This window comes from Synechococcus sp. ATX 2A4 (genome assembly GCF_024346375.1).
Lineage (GTDB): Bacteria > Cyanobacteriota > Cyanobacteriia > PCC-6307 > Cyanobiaceae > MW101C3.
The window spans coordinates 23,665-38,603 of sequence record NZ_JAGQCV010000002.1; the positions used below are offsets into that span (position 1 = coordinate 23,665).

Annotated in this window: 14 protein-coding genes; 6 read left to right on the forward strand and 8 right to left on the reverse strand. The window is 67.9% G+C overall.

Features of this window, described 5'->3' with window-relative positions; all coding sequences use genetic code 11:
- Window positions 1-101 precede the first annotated feature (101 nt).
- The 3 genes from KBY97_RS01980 to KBY97_RS01990 all read right to left on the reverse strand — a co-directional run bounded on the left by KBY97_RS01980 (window position 102) and on the right by KBY97_RS01990 (window position 2,853).
- A complete protein-coding gene (locus KBY97_RS01980) occupies window positions 102-1,136 on the reverse strand; it encodes a PstS family phosphate ABC transporter substrate-binding protein (protein ID WP_255145002.1) in 1,035 nt (344 codons plus the stop codon).
- A 202-nt stretch (window positions 1,137-1,338) separates the two neighbouring features.
- On the reverse strand, window positions 1,339-1,593 hold the full coding sequence (locus tag KBY97_RS01985; RefSeq protein WP_255145003.1) for a hypothetical protein: 255 nt from the start codon (window positions 1,591-1,593) through the stop codon (window positions 1,339-1,341).
- 129 nt (window positions 1,594-1,722) lie between these two features.
- Window positions 1,723-2,853 (reverse strand): 3'-5' exonuclease, encoded by a 1,131-nt coding sequence (locus KBY97_RS01990; protein ID WP_315857128.1) that lies wholly within the window; start codon window positions 2,851-2,853, stop codon window positions 1,723-1,725.
- Window positions 2,854-2,932: 79 nt separating this feature from the next.
- Between KBY97_RS01990 and KBY97_RS01995 the strand changes: the two genes are divergently transcribed.
- Together KBY97_RS01995 and KBY97_RS02000 are read left to right on the forward strand one after the other, a co-directional pair.
- Window positions 2,933-3,409: a peroxiredoxin gene (locus KBY97_RS01995; RefSeq protein ID WP_255145004.1), complete on the forward strand. Its 477-nt coding sequence runs from the start codon at window positions 2,933-2,935 to the stop codon at window positions 3,407-3,409.
- 35 nt (window positions 3,410-3,444) lie between these two features.
- The gene (locus tag KBY97_RS02000) at window positions 3,445-4,242 is read left to right on the forward strand and encodes a DUF1350 family protein (RefSeq protein ID WP_255145005.1); all 798 of its coding nucleotides are present in this window, start codon (window positions 3,445-3,447) and stop codon (window positions 4,240-4,242) included.
- Here KBY97_RS02000 and KBY97_RS02005 read toward each other — a convergent pair.
- Together KBY97_RS02005 and acs are read right to left on the reverse strand one after the other, a co-directional pair.
- Window positions 4,191-5,153 (reverse strand): hypothetical protein, encoded by a 963-nt coding sequence (locus tag KBY97_RS02005; protein ID WP_255145007.1) that lies wholly within the window; start codon window positions 5,151-5,153, stop codon window positions 4,191-4,193. The genes KBY97_RS02000 and KBY97_RS02005 overlap by 52 nt on opposite strands.
- A 47-nt stretch (window positions 5,154-5,200) precedes the next feature.
- The gene (gene acs / locus KBY97_RS02010) at window positions 5,201-7,165 is read right to left on the reverse strand and encodes an acetate--CoA ligase (RefSeq protein WP_255145008.1); all 1,965 of its coding nucleotides are present in this window, start codon (window positions 7,163-7,165) and stop codon (window positions 5,201-5,203) included.
- Window positions 7,166-7,335: 170 nt separating this feature from the next.
- Here acs and KBY97_RS02015 point away from each other — a divergent pair, with 170 nt between their 5' ends.
- From KBY97_RS02015 to KBY97_RS02025, 3 genes are all read left to right on the forward strand, one after another.
- The gene (locus KBY97_RS02015; protein ID WP_255145009.1) at window positions 7,336-8,091 is read left to right on the forward strand and encodes a hypothetical protein; all 756 of its coding nucleotides are present in this window, start codon (window positions 7,336-7,338) and stop codon (window positions 8,089-8,091) included.
- A 233-nt stretch (window positions 8,092-8,324) separates the two neighbouring features.
- A complete protein-coding gene (locus tag KBY97_RS02020) occupies window positions 8,325-8,801 on the forward strand; it encodes a hypothetical protein (protein ID WP_255145010.1) in 477 nt (158 codons plus the stop codon).
- Between the two features lie 116 nt (window positions 8,802-8,917).
- On the forward strand, window positions 8,918-9,568 hold the full coding sequence (locus tag KBY97_RS02025; RefSeq protein ID WP_255145011.1) for an HAD family phosphatase: 651 nt from the start codon (window positions 8,918-8,920) through the stop codon (window positions 9,566-9,568).
- 9 nt (window positions 9,569-9,577) lie between these two features.
- Here the strand turns inward: KBY97_RS02025 and KBY97_RS02030 are convergent, their stop codons facing one another.
- On the reverse strand, window positions 9,578-10,828 hold the full coding sequence (locus tag KBY97_RS02030; RefSeq protein WP_255145012.1) for a hypothetical protein: 1,251 nt from the start codon (window positions 10,826-10,828) through the stop codon (window positions 9,578-9,580).
- A gap of 193 nt (window positions 10,829-11,021) precedes the next feature.
- On the opposite strand from KBY97_RS02030, the gene KBY97_RS02035 reads away from it, so the two are divergent.
- On the forward strand, window positions 11,022-11,822 hold the full coding sequence (locus tag KBY97_RS02035; RefSeq protein WP_255145013.1) for a prohibitin family protein: 801 nt from the start codon (window positions 11,022-11,024) through the stop codon (window positions 11,820-11,822).
- A gap of 30 nt (window positions 11,823-11,852) precedes the next feature.
- On the opposite strand, the gene KBY97_RS02040 is transcribed toward KBY97_RS02035, so the two are convergent.
- Complete coding sequence (locus KBY97_RS02040) at window positions 11,853-12,236, reverse strand: hypothetical protein (protein WP_255145014.1); 384 nt, start codon at window positions 12,234-12,236, stop codon at window positions 11,853-11,855.
- Window positions 12,233-14,737, reverse strand: coding sequence for a type II CAAX prenyl endopeptidase Rce1 family protein (locus KBY97_RS14705; protein WP_255145015.1), 2,505 nt, complete (start codon window positions 14,735-14,737; stop codon window positions 12,233-12,235). Before KBY97_RS14705 ends, KBY97_RS02040 begins: the two co-directional genes overlap by 4 nt.
- Between the last annotated feature and the right edge of the window lie 202 nt (window positions 14,738-14,939).

The window sequence follows — 14,939 nt, forward strand, 5'->3', positions numbered from 1 at the left end:
ATTTCAGCTGTGATTCCGCCTGCCGGCTGCGTGCTGCGCCACGCCCAGGGGCATGGAGCAGCACGCTGGCCGCCGGCGTTCCGTGGCCGGCGGCCCCTTGATCAGCGGGCCACGGGTTTGCGCAGCTGGCTGAAGCTGCGCGCCAGGGCCTGGCTGATCGTCAGACCCACCGGCAGATCCCCACCGAAGGAGGTGCCGAGCACATGGCGGTAGAACTTGGTTTCCACCAGCCTGTAGGTGGAATCTTCAAGCGGAATGAAGCGAGCCTGTTTGACGAACTGGGGTCCCCGTTGTAGGTAGAAGGTGACGAAACGACGCACGTCATCCTGCTCGCGCACCATGCGGTCGTTGATGTAGATGAACAACGGCCGGGAGAGTGGGCTGTAGCGCTCATCCTGCACGTTCTGCGCCGATGGGCCGACCAGCCCCTTGCGGCCGTTCACGGCCAGCGCTCTGAGCTTGTTGGTGTTGGAGGCATACCAGCCGAAGCCCACGTAGCCGAGGGCCTGGGGATCCTTGGCGATGCAGTTCACAATCACCGAATCGTCTTCGCTGCTGGTGTAATCGCGGCGGGAATCGGTGGCGTTGCCGTTGATCGCCTTGTTGAAGTAATCAAAGGTGCCCGAATCCTTGCCAGGGCCGCACAGGCGGATCGGCGTGGCGGGCCAGGCGGCATTCACCTGATTCCAGCGCATGATCTTGCCTTCAGCCTGGCGCCTCCAAAGGACCGACAGCTCAGCGGTGCTGATCCCTTTCGCCCAGGTGTTGCGCGGGTTCACCGCCACGGTGAGCGCATCAAACGCGATTGGCAATTCCAAGAACTTGATGCCGCTGGCGGCGCAGGCCTTGAGTTCCTCGGTGCTGATCGGCCGCGAAGCGTTGCTCAGCTGCACCTTGCCGGCGCAGAAATCCCGGAAGCCTGCGCTTGTGCCTGTTTCCAGCAACTGAAAGCGCACATTCCCGCCTGGCTTGGTGGCGCGGAAGGCGCTGATGGCTGCGCTGGTGATCGGAAAGACGGTGCTGGAGCCACTGACCCGAATTGACCCGCCCTTGGCGGGCGCTGATTGGGCGGAGGCTTCGGCGATAGGAAGGGCCACAGACCCTCCCACCAAGGCGCCGAGCAAGCAGAGCGCCATGCCGAGACGCAAGCGGGTTGCGCCGCTGGTCCCGGAGCGCTGCGCTGGGCGACTACGGAGGTTGGATCGGCAGGGCATGGAGAAAGGAACCGTGCGCCTCACTCTGCGCAGAGCAGCAGGACGCAAGGATTAAGCAACGGTTAGGGCTTGGTCATCATCCGCCGATTCCCGGGTTGATCCCCGCTGGAGCCGCCATCAAGCCTTAGTGCAGACGGGTGCGGGCCCGGTAACCCCCCAGCCAGCGGTTCACCCGGGGGCGGAGCGAGGGGGGAACTTCATGGAGCAGTTGGTCCAGCTCCAGGGCGCCCAGCCGCCGCAGGTCGCGGACATCGACATGCCAGAGCGCTTCGGCCTCGCGCACCAGCCGGGCCCAGGTGCGGGCCCGCTGCCAGCGGCGCAGCTGCCACCGTTTCGGCAACGGTGGCCCGGTGCCTTCAAGCAACCGGGGAATGGACATCCGTTCAGCGAGCTCTAACCCAAGCTTGTGTGAGAGCGAGCCTGATTGCGCGAACCCAACAGGAGACTTCCGCTTTGACAGGCACGTTGTGGGCAACAATCACCAGCTGAATGCCCGCTCAGGTGCCACTCACGCGGCGGCGTTGTCCATCGGGAGGCCGATCGGGGTGCCTGCAGGGTTGACGGGGGGGCTGCCGGTGAGGGGTTCCACCGGTGCCACGGGAAATCCCAGCCCCGCCGCTTCCCGCTCGCTCAGACGCCGGGTCCAGGCTTTGGCGATGGGGTCGTTCCAGCGGAAGCCGGCCTGACGGGCGCGGTGACGCTGCTCGTAGGGCAGCTGGGCCCTGTACAGGTGACGTGGCTCCAGACCTGCCACCAACAGGGCCTCCAGCTCGTCGCAGCGGCAAAACACCTGGGCCAGGTAGATGCAGTCGGTGAGTGCCCGGTGCGCCTCCCACACCGGCACGCCGTAGGCCAGCGCCAGATCCCGCACCGACGGCGTGGCCCGCAGTTGCCGCTCCGCCGGCCAGCGCAGATCCTCCATGCTGCACAGCCAGGGCTTCGGCAGCGCGGCCAACGCGCCTTTCCCGAACCACTGGCGATCGAAGCTGGCGTTGTGGGCCACGATCACCTCGGCAGCGTCCACCAACTGGCGGAAGTAGGCCAGGCCGGCTTGCCACGGCTGGATCAAGCGGCTGACGGCGGCGGAGATCCCGTTGATCGGCTCAGCAGGATTGATGTCGCAGGGCAGCAGGAAGGACACCTGGCTGAGCACGGCGCGGCTGGGAACATGAAAAAGGATCGCCCCGACCTCGATGCAATGGTCCTGATCCGGGTCCAGTCCGGTGGTCTCGGTGTCGAGGATCAGCAGATGGGTGGGGCAAGCTGCCGCCACGCCGTCCGGCCGCTCTGCCGCCGGGGCCAGGGGATCTGAGCCGGCGGTGAGTGGCGGCAGGCTCAGGCGTGGCTTGGCCGTGCTCGCGGCCTCTGCCGCAGGGGTCTCCACCGGAGAGGCCTGCAGTCGAGGTGCGGCGGTGGTGGGCTCGGGTGCCGTTATTGGTGCCGCCGTAGGTGCCGCTGTTGGAGTGACCGCCACGGCTGCAGCGAGATCCAGCAGGCTCACCTGTTCCCAGTTGCCGGCTTCCGGTGGCCGGCCCTCGGACCCCATGGGCGCTGATGCCATCGGTGGTTGTGCCATCGGGAGGGAAGCCTCGGGAGCGGTGCCATCGATCGATGGCCGGCGGTGGGTGATCCCGGCCATGCCCAGGTTGCTGCCATGTTCCCAGCCCACACCCTTCCCGCGCCAGTGGGCCGCGTTCCTAGGGTCGGGCAAGTTTGCGATGGCGTGCGTGGCCCGTGCCCTTCAGGTGGGTGATCCGATCCCCTTGATCGCCCTGACCGACCAGGACGGGGTGGAGCGCCGCAGTGATCAGCTCGGCGGCCAGCCACTGGTGCTGTTTTTTTACCCCAAGGACGACACGCCGGGCTGCACTGCCGAAGCCTGCGCCTTCCGCGACAGCCAGGCCGATCTGTCCACCCTTGGCGCCGTGGTCTGGGGCGTCAGTGGTGATGACGCCGGCAGCCACAGCCGCTTCGCCGCCCGCCACCGGCTGGCCTATCCCCTGCTGGTGGATCAGGGCAACGCCCTGCGCCAGGCCTTCGGTGTGCCCGGTGCCCTGCTTAACCTTCTGCCCGGACGCGTCACCTACGTGATCGACGGCGGTGGCGTGGTGCGGCACATCTTCAACAACCTGCTCGATGGCGCTGCCCATGCCCGTGAGGCCCTCACGGCGCTGCGGCGGCTGACGGTGGCCTGAGTGGACGCGCCCGTGCAGCCCCACCGGGCCGACCCATGAGCCGCTGGCAGCAGCAGGGCCCGCTCTGGAGCTTCGCCCCGCCCACCGCTGAGCCCTTTGCCGGTGGCGCGCTGGTTCCGCCCATCGGCGTGGTGGAGTTCATCGGCGGCACAGTGCTGGCCGCCAGCCCCCAGCTCAGCTACCGGCGCCTGCTGGAGGCGCTGGCGCTGCGGGGGCTGCTGGTGCATGCCTGGAGCTATGTGCCCGGTTTCGATCACCAGGCGCAGGCCACCGAGGCCTGGCGCTGCTTCCGCTCAGTCCGCAGCATGGCCACTCCCGGTGTCGCTGGTTCCGCCCCAGCTCCCTTGCCGGTGCTGCGGCTCGGCCACAGCCTGGGCTGCAAGCTGCATCTGCTGGCGCCCGATGGTGGCCGGGGTTGCCGCGGCCTGGTGGCGATGAGCTTCAACAACTTCTCCGCCGATCGCTCCATTCCCCTGCTCGCCGACCTCGCCCCCCGCCTGGGCCTTCGCACGGAATTCAGCCCCTCACCGGAGGAGACCCTGCGGCTGGTGGGCCTGCACTACCGCCAGCCGCGCAACCTGCTGATCCGCTTCGGCACCGATGCGCTCGACCAGAGTCGGCGGTTGATCGGCGTGCTGCAGCAGCGGCCGGATGACGCCTCCACCCTGCTGGAGCGGCCTGGCGATCACCTCACTCCGGCCAGTGCCGGCCTGCGCCAGAACCTGCTTGGGGCCTGGGCCGATGATCCAGCGCGGCAGCGGCAGATCGATCGGCTGGCCGATCAGCTCACGGGCTGGTGGCTGGGTCCGCCCAGCCAGGACTCCTGCAGCTGAGCGAGAGGCTGCTCCACCCAGGCCCAGAAGTCCCAGCCCGGAGCAAAGAGATCGAGGGGCATGGCTTCCCCCAGCGCCCAGGCGTGCCAGAACGCCTCAGGATCCAGCGCCCCGTGCGCTGATCGGGCCACGTCGTTGAGCTCGGTGCCGAGATGCCAGGAGAAGATCGCCGGCAGCACGTGCCCGGAGATCGGATGCTGCGGATGCATCGCGGCGGTGAAGGTGGACACCAGGATTTCGCCGTGGGGCGTGGTGTCGTAGCCGGTGAGCACGTGGCAGGTGTCGTGGGGGGTGGTGAAGCGTTCGTTGAGAGCTCCCGGCTCCCCCGGCATGGCGTAGCCGTTGCGCTGGAAGTGGTCGTGGAAGGCACGCCCGAGCCGGTCGTGCGGGAGGGTGCCCAGTGCCCGGTACCGCGCCGCCAGGGCCGGATCCGCCCCTTCCCCCTGGTACGGCTGCAGCCAGGCGGCGATGTCCGCCTCCGGGTTCCAGGCGGTGCCGGTCAGCGAGTTGAGGTTGTTGCGGGCCATCAGAGCCAGCGCCTCCTGCAGGTGCCCCTGGGCGGCAGCGGCGATCTCTTCCATTGAGTCGGTGTGGATGTCGAGAGCTGCTGCGTAGGCCAGTACGCGCTCGATGCGGTCCGGATCCAGCCGGTCGCCGAGGAAGGCCATCACCGTGAGGAAGCGGATCGCCTCCAGGCGCAGGGCTGCCGGCGGCAGGGCCGCGGCCAGCAGCTCCGGACTGGTGGCCGGAAGCGGGCGCGGCGGGCCTTCAGGCCCGAGCCGGAAGATCCAGTGGCCGGCCGCCGCCACCGCGGTCGACGCGGCCGCCGGCAGCTCTCCGCCGCAGGCGCCCACATCCGCCATGGCGGCGAGGATGGCCAGGGATTCCTCCCGGTTGCTGGGGATCCGCATGACGGGCGTCCGGTGTGGGGCTAGGCGGAGCGGGTGGCAGGGGGTCCTCAGACCCGCAGGGCATCCAGCACGGAGCGGTCTTCCAGGGTGCTGGTGTCGCCGCTCACCTCTTCACCGGCCGCCAGGGCGCGCAGGATGCGGCGCATGATCTTGCCGCTGCGGGTCTTGGGAAGCGCATCGGTGAAGCGGATCTCATCGGGGCGGGCGATCGGGCCGATCTCGGCGCCCACGTGGCGCTTCAGTGTGGCAATCAGGGCCTCGTCGCCGCTGGTGCCCGCATCCAGGGTCACGAAGGCCACGATCCCTTCCCCCTTGAGGTCGTCGGGCCGGCCCACCACGGCGGCTTCGGCCACGGCCGGATGGCTCACCAGGGCGGATTCGATCTCCATCGTGCCCAGCCGGTGCCCTGACACGTTGATCACGTCGTCGACCCGGCCCATCACCCAGAAATAGCCATCGCTATCGCGGCGGGCGCCGTCACCGGCGAAGTAGATCCAGCTGCCATCGGCTGGCCGGATCGCTTCCCAATAGGTGTTGCGGAAGCGCTCCGGATCGCCGTGGATGGTGCGCAGCATTCCCGGCCAGGGGCGCCGCACGGCCAGGTAGCCGCCTTCATCCACGCCGGCGCTGTTGCCGTCGATGTCCACCACATCGGCCACGATGCCGGGCAGGGGCAGGGTGGCGGAGCCCGGTTTGGTAGGCGTGGCACCTGGCAGGGGGCTGATCATCACCCCGCCGGTCTCGGTCTGCCACCAGGTGTCCACCACCGGGCAGCGGCCTGCGCCGATCACCTCCCGATACCACATCCAGGCCTCCGGGTTGATCGGTTCGCCCACGGTGCCGAGGATGCGCAGGGAGCTCATGTCGTGCTGGTCGGGCACCTCACGCCCGTTCTTCATGAACGCCCGGATCGCGGTGGGCGCTGTATAGAAGATGGTGACCCGGTGCTTCTCGATCACCTCCCAAAAGGCCCCGGGCTTGCTGGAGCGCGGGGCGCCCTCGTACATCAATGTGGTGGCGCCAGCCGAGAGCGGCCCGTACACGATGTAGCTGTGGCCGGTGATCCAGCCCACATCGGCGGTGCACCAGTGGATGTCGTCCTCGCGGATGTCGAACATCCACTGGAAGGTGATCTGGGCCCAGAGGTTGTATCCGGCGGTGGTGTGCACAATCCCTTTCGGCTTGCCGGTGGAGCCTGAGGTGTAGAGCACGAACAGGCGGTCTTCACTGTCCATCGGCTCGGCGGTGTGCTCGGCGCTGGCCAGCTCCACCTGGTCATGCCACCAATGGTCGCGGCTGGCGGTCATGGCGGTGGGGGTGCCGGTGCGCTTCACCACCAGCACGTGCTCCACGCTGGGGCAGCCCTCGGCGAGGGCCTGGTCGACCGCCGGCTTGAGCGGCACCGGCTTGTCCTTGCGGAAGCCGCCATCGGCGGTGATCACCGCTTTGGCCTGGCCATCGATCAGGCGGTCACGCAGCGCTTCGGCCGAGAAGCCGCCGAACACCACCGAATGGGGGGCGCCGATGCGGGCGCAGGCCAGCATGGCAATGGCCGCTTCCGGCACCATCGGCATGTAAAGCGCCACCAGATCACCCTTGCCGATGCCCAGGGCCAGCAGGGCGTTGGCGGCCTTGCAGACCTCGGCGTGCAGCTCGGTGTAGGTGAAGCGGCGTTCATCGCCGGGTTCCCCTTCCCAGATCAGCGCTGTCTTGTGGGCGCGGGGGCCAGCCAGATGGCGATCGAGGCAGTTGTAGGCCACGTTCGTGGTGCCCCCTTCGAACCAGCGGGCGAATGGCGGATCGCTCCAGTCGAGAACGCTCTCGAAGGGTTGGAACCAATGCAGGGCGCTGCGGGCCTGCTCGGCCCAGAAGGCGTCCGGGTCGGCGTCCGCTGCCGCCGCCAGCTGCCGGTAGGCCGCGAGGCTGCCGAAACGGGCGCTGGCGGCGAGAGCGGCGGGGGGCTCAAACACCCTGCTTTCGTGCAGCACCGATTCGATCGTGACCTCGCTCATCGCCATCTGGACCGGGCCCCCCATTCAAGCGGCCGCTGGTGGCGCTGCCGCTCTGGCGCTGCACGGACGGCGCTTCAGCAATATTCAGTCTCTTATCAGTTAAATCTCCGTCTGCTAGTATTGACAAATGGACCGCGTGGTCTCAACGAATCACATCTGCCATTCTCGACGTGGCTTCCTCCTCCAGGCCGGCGGGTCGGCGATCGCTGCGCGGCTTCGCCTCGCCCCTGCTCCCCAAAGCTGCCGCCGCCTTCGTTGCCACGCTGGCTGTGCTCTCCGCTGGAGCGGCGCAGGCGGCGATCACTGTGTTCACCGATCCGGTGCTGTTTGCCGCCGCCTTGGTGGCAGCCGCGCAGCAAGCCTCCTACACAGAAACGTTCACCACCGTTCCCAGCACCAGCTCCGCCACCTTCTCCGGTGCGAGTGGCGGCCCCAACCCAGGAGTGCCGTTTTCGTTCGAGGCGGAAGTCGGCTCCGGCACCTTGAGCCAGCTCAGCGGAACCCCCAACCGGCTCACCACCACCAGCCCCCTGACGCCGCTCCAGCTTGACTTCAGCTCCAGCCCCACGGGCATTCAGGCGGTCGGAGGCGTCTTTGCCAACACGGCGAGTGGGTTCTTGGGTGCGCTTCTGGCCTCGTTCACCGTCACGGTCACCGATGTGAACAACCAAGCCAGCACAGAAACTGTTTCCTTTTTGGGTACCACCCCAAGGTTCTTCGGATTCATCTCCGATGGCCCCCCGTTGCGCGACCTCGTGATGACGCCTTCCGGGTTGGGCACTACCCGCGCCACCATTGCCGAGCTGCAGGTGGCGCAGTTGCAGGCACCTGGCCCATTGCCCGTGCCGGGACCACTGCCCGTGATGGGGTTGGTGGCGGCCTTCAGTGGGGCGCGCCGGATCCGGCGACGCATTGCAGAACGCTGAATCTGAAATGTTGGAAATTGTTGATCACGCCGCGGGTGCGGGATGCCGGCAAATATCGTTGAAAGAACATATCCAGTGCAACGCCATGCCCACCCCCTGGTGGCTTCCTCTTTCCCGTTGGCGCGATCGGCCGATGGGGTTTCCTCTGCAGAACCGGACCGTGTAGAACGTCACCACCGATTCACATAGAATTCCAATCTGGAGCTTCGATCATGTCGCGTTCCCCCCTGCCAATGCTTCCCAGTCCCTCACGTGCTCGCTTGATTGCCACTCGCCTCACGTTGCTGGCGTCGGTGGCGGTGGGTGTTGGCGTTGGTATTCAGGCTTTAGAGGGGGTTGCTGCCACCCCTCCTTCGGCCGCTTCGCTGGCCACGGCGATTCGGGAGGCTGCCTACGCCTCTACCGATCAAGGCATCGGTGAGAACCAGCTTCCATCCACCGCCTCCATCCTGTTCTCAGGCCCCCACGGGTCGTCCTTGGCGCGCCCGGCCAACGTCGTGGCAGAGGCTTCAGCTGTTCTCCCTGCTGTTGAACCGCAGGGCGAGCTTCTGGATGAATCCATCAGTGTGCTGGCCACCACTGTGTTCCTGGCCAACCTCCAGGTGCTGTTGCTGCCGGTGCTGATGCCGGTGGTCCAAACCGCTTCCGCCGTCCAGGCGATTCGGCTGCTGAGGCGCCGCCCCTCCGCTGGCCAGTTGCTCCCCACCTAGGCGCAGAACGCCCTTTCCAAACCTCCCCTTCCGCTCCCTTCAGCGCGCTGAATTGCCTGCCTGTCTAGGCCCAAACGGCCGCCACAGCCGGTTCCGGCGGCTGGGAAGATGGCCCCATGATCCGTCCTGCGGCCTGCCTGTTTGATCTCGACGGTCTCCTGCTGGACACCGAACCACTGCATGCGCGGGCCTGGCGCGAGGCCGCTGCCCATTTCGGCCGCACGCTCCAGCCACAGGAAGTGCTGGCCTTGCGCGGCCGCCGGCGCCTCGATTGCGCCGATCAGGTGCGCCAGTGGATCCGCCAGAGCGACGGACCGGCCTTGAGCAGCACCGACCTGCTGGCGGTGCGCCAGCCGATCGCGGAAGCCCTGTTGCCGCACGCCGCTCCGATGCCGGGGGCACAGGCGCTGGTGGAGCGCTGCCATGCTCTGGGCATTCCCATGGCGCTTGCCACCAGCAGCTCCCGCGAGGCGGTGGCCCTCAAGAGTGAGCCCCATCCTTGGCTGAAGCTGATCGAGCGGCGGGTGCATGGCGATGACCCGGAGCTGCTGGCCGGCAAGCCAGCCCCCGATGTTTTTCTGCTGGCGGCACGGCGCCTTGGTGTCGCCCCCACCGCCTGCTGGGCGTTTGAGGATTCCATCGCCGGCGCCCGCTCGGCGCAGGCCGCAGGCTGCCAGGTGCACGTGCTGCTGCCTGCCGATGGGGTCTGTGCCCAGTACCCGCCTGAGGTGGTGTGCCTGAAGTCGTTGGCGGAGCTCAGGCTCTGAGTGCCCCCTTCACGGTGGCGGGGCCGGTGGAGGGTTTTTGTTGGGCTCGATTTGCTCCACCAGCTTGAGCATCCATGAGCCGGCGCGGCCGGATTCGCCCAGCCGCTGCTTGAGCGCCAGCACCGTTGCCGCCCGCTGCTGTTCCCGTTCGCTCTGCGATGGGATGGCATCGCGGTAGGGAATCTGGGTGCGTTGGTGCAGCCACAGACCGAGGGCGCGCGGCTCGGCGGCATTGTTGATCGCGCTGGAGAGGGTGAGTGGTTTCCCCAAGGGGCGGTGGCCCTGGAGCTTGTACCAGGCGTCCCCATCGCTGTCGGTGACCTCCACCAACTCCAGGGACTCCAGCTGGGCCACCTCACGCAGGGAGCGGCCAAAGCGGCGTTGCACCACCAGCTGGTGGTGCTCCAGGCGCAGCTCGCGACGGCCCAGCAGCAGCCAGAGCGTTCCCCAGCAGCAGCCCAGTGCCAGCAGGGCCACGATGCCGGCTGGAATCCAATATGAGGCCTGCCCCAGGGCCGATCGGCACAGCAGGAACGTCAACGCCCCGAACACCCCGGTGACCACAGCCATCACGGCCGTCTGCAGCCGCCGATTGGCGAGGTTCGGCACCAGGACAGGCGATTCGAACATCGCCCCTTCCAGCTCCTGCCATCGGCGGGGCAACCGCGGCGCCATAGCTTCCACACCCTCGCCCGCTGTTGGCGGCGCCGCTCCTGGTCGGAGGCCGAGGGCGGCGTTGAGGGCGTCGGCGGCGCTTTGTCGTTCACTGCCGGTGCCGAGCCGGGTGAGTTCCATCACCCGATCAGTCAGCTCCACCACCAATGCACCCTGGTGCTGCCCACGGCCGCGCACCTCACAGTGCCGGATCTCCTCGCTGGGGATGCGCCGCCGGCGCCCGAAAGGGCCCAGGCGAGAGCGCAGCGTCAGCCCTTCGGCGTTGAGCACGAGCCGCTCATCGGCCCAGAAGCAGCGCAGCCATTCGCGCAGCGCCATGATTCCGCCCAGCGTCCAGAGGCTCACCCAAAGCAGCAGAAAGCCGCTCAGGGCCGCAGTCATCCCCATGCTCATGCCTGTGGAGGAGGCCGTCCCCTCGCCCAGTGGCCCGTCAGCTGCGGCCCACTCCCGCAGCAGGCGGCTGAGCATGACCAGCACAAACACTTCCCCGGCCGCCCAGCCACACAGCCAAACCGACAGGAATCCCCCCAGCACGAAGCGTCCAGGACCCTGCGGGCGGAAGTGGAAGGTGAGGGTGGAGGCCATGCCGTGCATCGCGCGAGGGTTCGCCTGGGTGCGGGTCCCGCCCAGTGGTGGATTCAGAGCTGCAACCTTCACCACCACTTGGCCATCAGATTGGTGTTCTGGCCCGTAACGCCGCCGATCAGCCGGTTGCTCCGCTTTGGCGCTCTCCCCACTGGCTCCCCCCTAGGGTGCGCACTTCCCACGCCCCACCACCATGCAAGGCTCGATGCGACCGGCCGGTGATGGCCCGGGCCCCACGTTTCAGCTGCTGATCGCCGGTGCAGTGGCGCTGTTGATCCTGCTGACCCAGACGATCTTCGTCGTGCCGGCCGGCACCGTTGCCGTGGTCACCACCCTCGGCAAGGTGACCGGCAACCAGCGCAACCCCGGCCCCAATCTGAAGATCCCGCTGATTCAGGCCACCTCGTTTTTTGATGTGCGCACCCAGGTGCGGCCGGAGCAGTTCTCCACCCTCACCAAAGACCTGCAGGTGATCGAGGCCACCGCCACGGTGAAGTACGCAATCAAGCCCAGCGAGGCGGCCCGCGTGTTCGAAACGATCGCCACCGACAACTCCCAGATCTATCCGCGGGTGATTCAGCCCTCGTTGCTCAAAGCGCTCAAATCGGTGTTTTCCCAGTACGAACTGGTGACGATCGCCACCGAATGGAATGACATTTCCTCTCTGGTACAAGAGAAGGTGGCGGAGGAGCTCAGCAAGTTCAACTATGTGATCGTGCAGGGCCTCGACCTCACCGGCCTGCAGATCGCTGAGGAATACCGCGCTGCCATCGAACAGAAACAGATCGCCGAGCAGCGTCTGTTGCGCGCCCAGACCGAGGTGAAGATCGCTGATCAGGAGGCCAAGCGCTACCAGATCCTCAACTCCAGCCTCGACGACCAGGTGCTCTACAAGCTGTTCCTCGACAAGTGGGACGGTCAGACCTCCGTGGTGCCCGCCCTGCCTGGCACCGCTCCTGGCGGCGGCACGCCGGTGATCGTCAGGGGGCGGTGAAGCCCGCAGCGTTGCGGTAAACGGACGGTCTCAGCGGTCAGCGTCGCTGTGACACAGGGGCGTGAGCCCGGGGAGCTGGAATTCCAGAAACCAGAGAAACTCCCGCGACCGCCAGCCCAGATCGAACGGAGCGGTGGCCTGCCAGTCGTGCCGCTCCAGCCCGAACGCCTCCTGCAAATAACCGGGCACCAGCGCTTCCACCTCGCTCTGGCCGGCCGCTTCTTCCTCCTCAAACAGGCGGTCGAGGTAGAGCGCAGCGAAGATGCCCTGCTCTTCATCGACCACCACCACCTCAAAGGGGCCGTCAGCGGCGGGCAGGGGGTTCACTTCAAAGAATTCATCCCGCTCCAGAGGGTCGCTGGGCGCTTGCTCCATCAACGCGGTCAGGGCCTGCTTGAACCGTTCGAGGGTCATGGGGCTACCTGCCTGGGATCTTCCATCCTCAACCGCAGGCGTCCGCCCAGGGGCCACAGCCACAGGGTCACGGCCAGCCAGTGGATCAGCACCGGCGGCCAGAGCGAGCTTGTGATCAGGAAGACGCCGGCGCACACGGCGCCAAGCCAGCTGCAGGAGAGCAGAAAGGCCGGATCACGGAACAGCTCTCGCCCTGGCCGGTACCAGGTGGCGCCCGCCAGCGGGTGATAGCCCACAAACAGCCCCACGCTCAGGGCGCCCCAGGCCAGTGACGACCACAGCCCCACCCCCTCCATCGCCGCCGCTGGCAGCAGGGCAGCGCGGAACACCGCTTCCTCCCCCAGCGCCGGCATCAGCAGCAGCAGCGGCGCCTGGCGCAGCAGCGGGCCCAGCGGCCGCCAGCGCCAGCCCTGCAGCAGCAGGCCGCTGCGCCGCGCCAGGGGCAGGGCCACCAAGGCGTACACCACCATCCCCAGCGCCGCCACCAGCCCATTGCTGCCCAGCAGCGGCGTGCTCACCGCATCGGAGAGCCGCCGCAGCGGCACCGACAACCAGGGCCACTGGCCGAGCAGCAGCGTGGGGGCCAGCGGCAACAGCTCGGGCGTGCGGCCCGGCACCTGGTTGGTGCGCTGGAACCACAGCTGCGAGCCGTTCTGCAGGAACACGCGGGCGATGTCGTCATGGCCGCGGCGGGGCAGCATTGAGCGCCAGCTCAGCAGGGCATCGCGCACGCTCTGGCCGCGCACGAAGTGCTGCTCACCGCTGGTGAGTGTTTCGGCGCCAGCCACCACTGCCGCATTGCTCACCCAATCGGAGCGCACCATGCCGAAGGGGGTGAGCAGGTTGTCGAGGGAGCGACCCAGGGCCACCAGCTGTTCGAAGCGGCGGCTGTCGGCAGAGCGGGGGTTGGCGCGCCACCAGGCCATCAGCTCGGGATCCGCCAGCACCTGCTGGCGCAGCCGTTTCAGGGCGATGTAGAGGGTCTGGCTGGAATCCTGCACGCAGGAGGTGGCCGGTGTCACCGACGACAGGCCCGTGCCATCGCCGCTGCGGTAGCGCGCCATCATCACGTTGGCCTGCACGCCCAGTTCGTCGAGCAGGGAGAAGCGGCGGGGACCGAGCTGCACATCGCTGAACAGATCCTGACGGATCAGCACATCGGAGATCGGCCGCAGCCACAGCCAGCCCCGCTGCAGATCGCCGCTGTAAGCACTCCAGTCCTGGGTGCCGGCCACGATGCCGTTGGGGTTGTTGGCATAGATCTGGTGAAAGCGCAGGGCGAACAGCGGCTCGCCGCTGAAGGGGTCGCGCCCCAGCTCGGCATCGCCAAAGGCAAAGTGGCCGGTCACGGTGCCAGCCACGATCGCTTCGCCACCGGGTCCGCCGATGCCGCCGAAGCTGTGGATCAGCAGGCCCCGCTCGCCTTGTTGCCAGCTGCCTTCTCCCCCCACCTGCACCCGCGCGAAGCGCCCCTTGCGCTCGGTGGTCCGGGCCCAGTTGCGGTGCAGCACGTAGTCGAGCCCTGCGCTGCGGCCCTGCACCAGCTGATCGGCCCGCGGCTGCAGCAGCGCCCGGGGCAGCAGTGCCTGGGCGGTGAACAGGCCGTTGGCATCGGGCGCGCCGTACAGCAGCCAGCCGGCGGCTCCGATCGGATCCCCCACCAGGCCATCGGGGTTGAACAGCCGGCGCCCATCGCGATCGGGTGGCTGCCGCGGTATCCGCACCACCTCGCGGGCCCCGCTGAACGTGCCTTCGCCCTGGTTGAAGTGCTGCACCTCGAAGCGATCGCCGTCGGGGTTCACGGCGCCGGCCGCCGGTTGCAGCAGCTGCACCAGGGCCACATAGCGCCCGGTGATCTGCACCGGTGGCTGGGCGATCGCCAGGTTGGGGCTGCCGGCGGCCCCGGTGGCGAGCTCCACCTCCTCCAGCCGCACGATCACGTCGTCGTGGGGGCGCGCCCCGGCCAGCGATTGCAGTGGACCCACAGCGCGGCGTCCGTCGAGCCGTTGCGGCAACACGTTGCCGGCGGCGATCGCCCCATGGGCTGCCGCATCGAAGCGGATGTCGGTGCTGACAGTGCGCACCATGGCCTGCAAGGCCGGCCGCTCCTGCCAGCCCAGCCGCAGCCGTTGCCCCACCAGTTGTTCGTACTCAGGGGGCGCATGCTGCACCTCGAACCACACCCAGTCGGCGCCGGGATTCTTGGCGCTGGAACCCTGAGTTTCGGGATCCGCGGCGCTCGCCTGCGGCAGGATCAGCCGGCCGATCCAGGCGCCGTTCGGCTTGTAGAGCGCCGGATCGGGACGCTGATCGAGGGGGTAATGATCCGGCCGGTTGAAGGGTTGCTCCCAGGCCAGGGCATAGCTGGACGTTGCGGCGCCGGCCCGCGCCGGTAACAGCGCCGGCAGCATGAACAGGAACAGGGCTGTCAGTAGGGCTGTCAGCAGTGCGGCCAGACAGGAGCTCAGCAGCGGCCGAAGCCGGCGCGTTCGGGGAGTCACGGCCGCGAGCGAAGGCAGCGCTGAGATTACGGGAGCCGGCCAGGGCTCAAGTGCGGCGGGATTTGCCGTTCAAGACAGCGCCAGCTGATCCTCCCCGGTGCCAATCCCCACGGCCTCGCGTGCCAATCGGTGGCCATGTGCTCGTGCTCAGGGCGTGATGCGGCTTGTTCTGGCTACAACAGAGGCAGGAGCTGTCTGCGCG